Origin of the sequence: Bacillus sp. V3-13, assembly GCF_002860165.1 — a bacterium.
Lineage (GTDB): Bacteria > Bacillota > Bacilli > Bacillales > Cytobacillaceae > Bacillus_BJ.
On record NZ_PGUZ01000106.1, the window covers coordinates 1 to 4,871 of the forward strand.

Sequence of the window (4,871 nt, forward strand, 5' to 3'; positions counted from 1 at the left end):
TCTTAAATAAAATAGAATTAACGTTGACGTTTTTGCTTGCTTGTTCAGTTTTCAAAGAGCAATTATTAATTCATTCGCCTCCGCGAGGCGACCTTCTTAATATAACATAAATTCAAATTAAATGTCAACAATAATTTAATTATTATTAAACAGTTTGTTTAAATTTATGCGCCCCGTTTTTGAGGCGGAAAATTAATATACCACGAACAAAAAATGTTTGCAATATAATTTTTAAGAAATCGTAAATTATTTATTGCTGGTTATTGCTCGTAAATTGCTTCTCCATCGTTTAACCATTTTTAGTCATTATTATTCCTATTTTACGAAGATAGACCGACCTTCTCAGATTAGTTTTAACCAGTTTTCACTAATGATAATAGCCAGGAATTATTATGCAGAGAATAATACACGGTCTGACCGCTTTAAATAGTTTTTCATGTCGTGGTCATAACAAGGGCAAGCTATACATAAAATAATGATAATTTAAATGAAAAGATGTGGAATGATGGCAGAAACCTTTGCACTATATCTTTCTTTAGTTATGGCAATATTTCTATTTGCTTTTGCCTATTTTGAAGCAATAAAAATTTCGAATGCTGATGGGAAAATATGTGGAGGTACATTCATTTTAAGTTTAACATCGGGATTTATATTTTCCGGCTTTACACATATTTTCTTGTAGTTTTGGATCCGGACAAATCCGGATCCTTGTTACCTGGTTGAACCATCTATAATTGCTGAGATAGCAGCGTCAACAAACTGGCCTTTTTCGAAAAATCTCTTCTTTAATATACCTTCATATTCGAATCCATTTTTCTCAAGTACCCTTCTTGAAGCAACATTGGCAGGATCATAGAAGGCCTCAAGCCTGTTTAACCCCATCTCCTTAAAGCTGTAGTCAACGATTTGCTGAATGACCTCAGCCATGATGCCTTTATTCCAGAAGTCAGGATTAAGCTCATAGCCGATTTCCGCTTTAAAATGCTCAGGTTCAATGGCATGGAGTCCGCATGTTCCAATTAATCGATCAGGTTGTTCTTTTAAAGCAACCGCCCAGCGGATTTGTTCTCCAGTACTGTATCTTTGCTGTAATCTCTTAATCAGATCAACCGCTTGCTGTTCATCCGTAAATGACGCCAGATCATAGTATTTGGTTACTTCATCCTTTGAAAAATAAGCAAATATGGCAGGAGCATCCTCCAGTCTTACTTCTCTTAAATGCAGCCGGCTCGTTTCTAAAATCGGAAACTTTTCAAAAGCAGTCTCAATTCCCACTATACTATTCCTCACTACTTGTTAATTTTAAGTATAAATCCTGTAAGTTATCCCAGTAATATGCTGTTTCTTTATATTCGTTTCCACCAATATTAATCATTTGTTCAGTCAGCTTTACTGGTTTAAAGCTTTCATAAAAAAGCCTGCTTGGATTATCATTAAGCACCCAGACAACCAATGAGCTAAAACCATTCGCCAATAATGCTTCTGCCCCTCTTTTGAAGAGCATTGTCCCAACTTTTTTTCCTTTATATTCCTTAAGAAGATAAATCGCATATAATTCACTATCAGCTTCAAGCTCTCCCGTCCGTTCTTTCCCAAACGAAGCAAAGCCAATGATCTTGCCTTTTTCTTCTGCGACAAAAACGGCTGCACCTGGCTGAGGAGCGGATAACATTTGCTTCCACATTTTCAACCGTTCATCCTTACTTAATTCATCGAGGAATTGTTGGCTAACAATACCTTGATATGTTTCCCTCCAGCTTTTTACATGCGCTTCGGCAATTCCATCTGCATCTTTTTCAATTGCTGCTCGAATGATCATCTCTTTCCCCCTAACTTGGCACTGATTTTTCTTTTAACTTTTTCATCTTTATTCTTCTTTCATCCAATAAAAACATTGAAATTCCCAAAATCACAATCATTCCGCCGACAATTTGTGTCATTATAACCTGTTCCCCGAGTAAATAGTAAGCCAGGACTGCCGCTCCTACCGGCTCAAACAAGATTGCCATTGAAATCGTTGATGTGCTCAGCCATTTCAATGACCAGTTAAATAATGTGTGGCCTAAAAGCGTAGGAACGACGGCAAGCAATAAAAAGTAAATCCAATCTCTGCTGGCCGTTGGAATCAATGGTTCATTTCTTACCATTACATAAACAAACAAAGTTAAAGCACTTATACTGTAAACTACAAATGTATAAGTCATCAGCGATACCCGTTTTCTGACCGTTTGTCCGAATAATAAATAGGCTGTTATGAGCGCACAGGCTGCCAGCGCCAGCAAATCTCCGAACAAAGCAATTCCGCTAATTCGAAAATCTCCCCAGCCAATAATAATGCTTCCCGCAACCGCGACAATACCGCTCATGATTGCTTTTCCTGTCAGCATTTCTTTAAAAAATAAATACGTTCCAACGAATGCAAACAATGGCTGCAGGGTCACAAGCACGGTGGAACTGGCGACAGATGTATAGTTTAACGATTCGAACCAGAGGATAAAGTGAAACGCCAAAAACACTCCAGCAATGATCGAGAAAAGCCAATCCTTTTTCGTAATAAGACGAAGCTCAGAAACATACCTTAAAAGAAAAAATGGCAGCATCAACAGCACTGAAAACAGCAGCCGGTAAAAAGCAATCACCCCGGAAGGCGCCGACGCTACTTTGACAAGAATCGCGGAGGTAGATACGGAAATCACCCCGACTGCAAGAGCAAGATAAGGATTTATTCTCGGTTCGTTCATGTCTGTACTCCTTGCCATTTACGATGTTAGAATTTATATACATAATATTACAACGATTCATGATAAAATTGCTATACTATTACAAATTTTCAAGAAAAGGATTAACTTTTTTAAAATAGGTTAATAAACATCAATACAACTTGATTTACAGGAGAGAACGAATGACACATGCAGAAATAGAAGTTTTCATTAAATTAGGACTATCAGCAGTGCTCGGGCTTGTGATCGGCCTTGAGCGGGAAATCAAAAGAAAGCCGGTCGGTTTAAAAACAAGCCTTGTTATTTCGATTGTCAGCTGTTTGCTGACGATTGTTTCAATTGAATCAGCCTACATGTTTCCAGGCAGTGACTCAGTTAATATTACGATGGACCCGTTGCGGCTCGCTGCGCAAATCGTTTCCGGAATTGGTTTCCTAGGTGCTGGGGTCATTTTGCGGAGAGGCAATGACAGCATCTCCGGTTTAACGACTGCCGCGATGATCTGGGGAGCAGCAGGAATCGGGATTGCAGTAGGAGCCGGGTTCTTCATGGAGGCGATTGCCGGTGTCACTTTGCTGATCATCAGCGTTGAAATCATGCCCCACTTAATGGGGCTGATCGGGCCAAAGCAGCTCCGTGAAAAAGAAATCCGCCTGCAATTAAAAGTGCGGGAGAAAAAGAATATTGCTGACATCATCACACATATTAAGAAAGAGAAAATTTCGATCAAAACGATTCGTATCAAGGATCTGGAAGATGGCGACCAGCTCGTCCAGCTCGTCATCACTGTCCACTTCAAACGATTGACGACCGATGTATATTATGCAGTCTCAGACATTGACGGCGTCAGCAATGTTGAAATTGAAAACCTGCATTAAAAAAGAGGAGCAATCAATGTTCCTCTTTTTAAATTTCGCTTGCATGTGAAGAAAGTTCAAGCTATAATCTTTTTTGTACCTTAACAAAACTTCATCCCGGGGGATTAGCTCAGCTGGGAGAGCGCTACGCTGGCAGCGTAGAGGTCAGGGGTTCGAGCCCCCTATTCTCCATACCAGAAAAACCTTGTATATCAAGGTTTTTTTCTATTTATGTAATAGGAATTATAATTTTATTAACAATAAAAGTGATTAATTGGTAAATTTCATTGTTATTTTTTGGCCTCTTTATCTTTGGTTGTTCTTTTAACTAAACCACCCTTGAAGAGAATTTACAAGGTTAATTAAGATGCCAATACTCTTGTTGAACAACGAATTGGTCACAGAATAAGAAATTTAGCTAAAAGAGTGTGGACAGCAAGAATACTCAATTGATTTATGGATAATTAAGCATACCTCCCAGGAGTCGGGTGCTCTTCGTATTTAAATCATAGGAACATAATAAAGATTAAATTTGGTGATAATGGTAAGATAGAGGTTAAGGGTTAATCCTATGGACAAATTTCTAAAAGTGGATTGGAGGAATGGTGTTACCTTTTGTCTAAACAAAGATTTAAAAGGAGTGCTGGTAAATGACTATGACTACAATCACTTTCGCCAATAACCAAAAAGAGTTGGATCGTAAAATTGAACAAATTACACAAGACCATGAAAGACTAAACCCTGAAAGCACAGTTGAGATTTCTTACTTAGATCCGAAATTAAATGATATTCATTTTCTACCCCACCAAACCATACAATTATTAATTGGAATACGAATAGTCGAAAAAGAAAATGACGATAAATAAGCATCGCTAAACGTGTTTATTTATTTTAAAAAAGAGGTGTAAAGGTGGCAGATAAAAACAAGTACAATACTGGTGAAATAGTAAGAATAAAAACAACTGATGAACTAGTAACAATAAATAAATGGCAGTATGTGAAGAACATGAAGGAGTACTCTTATACCGTAAAAGAGCATCCTTCAACTTTTTATTTCGAAGATGAGCTTCAGAGTCTATAATAATTAATCAATGCTATAACACTTGCATATACTATACAAAGTGCCTGCGGAAATAGGCATCTCACATTGATACTCGTTCCTTCATTGTGAGTTATGTGCATATAGTGTTGGCATGGCATTGAACCAGCGGTAAGCTGGTTTTTTAATTTTTGCGTGCCCAGCAAGCCGTTAATTGCTAGTTGGTGAAAGTCCAACCCGAGTAAGTGTCAAGAC

At 38.0% G+C, this 4,871-nt stretch carries 7 protein-coding genes and 1 tRNA gene; 5 read left to right on the forward strand and 3 right to left on the reverse strand.

The genetic code is table 11. The annotated features are described in order from the left end of the window. Positions 1-505 precede the first annotated feature (505 nt). Positions 506-682 (forward strand): hypothetical protein, encoded by a 177-nt coding sequence (locus tag CU633_RS22405; RefSeq protein WP_257959307.1) that lies wholly within the window; start codon positions 506-508, stop codon positions 680-682. Positions 683-711: 29 nt separating this feature from the next. On the opposite strand, the gene CU633_RS22410 is transcribed toward CU633_RS22405, so the two are convergent. From CU633_RS22410 to CU633_RS22420, 3 genes are read right to left on the reverse strand one after another with little or no spacing between them, the layout of a single operon-like run. Further along, positions 712-1,275, reverse strand: coding sequence for a GNAT family N-acetyltransferase (locus CU633_RS22410; RefSeq protein WP_308314823.1), 564 nt, complete (start codon positions 1,273-1,275; stop codon positions 712-714). Between the two features lie 4 nt (positions 1,276-1,279). After that, positions 1,280-1,819, reverse strand: a complete 540-nt coding sequence (locus CU633_RS22415) for a GNAT family N-acetyltransferase (RefSeq protein WP_101662754.1) — start codon at positions 1,817-1,819, stop codon at positions 1,280-1,282. A gap of 10 nt (positions 1,820-1,829) precedes the next feature. Next, positions 1,830-2,741, reverse strand: a complete 912-nt coding sequence (locus tag CU633_RS22420; protein ID WP_101662755.1) for a DMT family transporter — start codon at positions 2,739-2,741, stop codon at positions 1,830-1,832. A 161-nt stretch (positions 2,742-2,902) separates the two neighbouring features. Here CU633_RS22420 and CU633_RS22425 point away from each other — a divergent pair, with 161 nt between their 5' ends. The 4 genes from CU633_RS22425 (at position 2,903) to CU633_RS23070 (ending at position 4,658) form a co-directional block, all read left to right on the forward strand. Then, positions 2,903-3,598 (forward strand): MgtC/SapB family protein, encoded by a 696-nt coding sequence (locus CU633_RS22425; RefSeq protein WP_101662756.1) that lies wholly within the window; start codon positions 2,903-2,905, stop codon positions 3,596-3,598. Between the two features lie 98 nt (positions 3,599-3,696). Beyond that, positions 3,697-3,769: transfer RNA gene (locus tag CU633_RS22430), tRNA-Ala, on the forward strand. Positions 3,770-4,227: 458 nt separating this feature from the next. Beyond that, positions 4,228-4,443: a hypothetical protein gene (locus tag CU633_RS22435; RefSeq protein ID WP_101662757.1), complete on the forward strand. Its 216-nt coding sequence runs from the start codon at positions 4,228-4,230 to the stop codon at positions 4,441-4,443. Between the two features lie 44 nt (positions 4,444-4,487). Next, positions 4,488-4,658 (forward strand): hypothetical protein, encoded by a 171-nt coding sequence (locus tag CU633_RS23070; protein ID WP_180955087.1) that lies wholly within the window; start codon positions 4,488-4,490, stop codon positions 4,656-4,658. Positions 4,659-4,871: the final 213 nt, after the last annotated feature.

Excerpts from the sequence above, each read along its gene's own strand:
- CU633_RS22425 (WP_101662756.1), top strand. The coding sequence starts at position 2,903 with ATGACACATGCAGAAATAGAAGTTTTCATTAAATTAGGACTATCAGCA.
- CU633_RS22435 (WP_101662757.1), top strand. The coding sequence starts at position 4,228 with ATGACTATGACTACAATCACTTTCGCCAATAACCAAAAAGAGTTGGAT.
- CU633_RS22405 (WP_257959307.1), top strand. The coding sequence starts at position 506 with ATGGCAGAAACCTTTGCACTATATCTTTCTTTAGTTATGGCAATATTT.
- CU633_RS22415 (WP_101662754.1), bottom strand. The coding sequence starts at position 1,819 with ATGATCATTCGAGCAGCAATTGAAAAAGATGCAGATGGAATTGCCGAA.
- CU633_RS22420 (WP_101662755.1), bottom strand. The coding sequence starts at position 2,741 with ATGAACGAACCGAGAATAAATCCTTATCTTGCTCTTGCAGTCGGGGTG.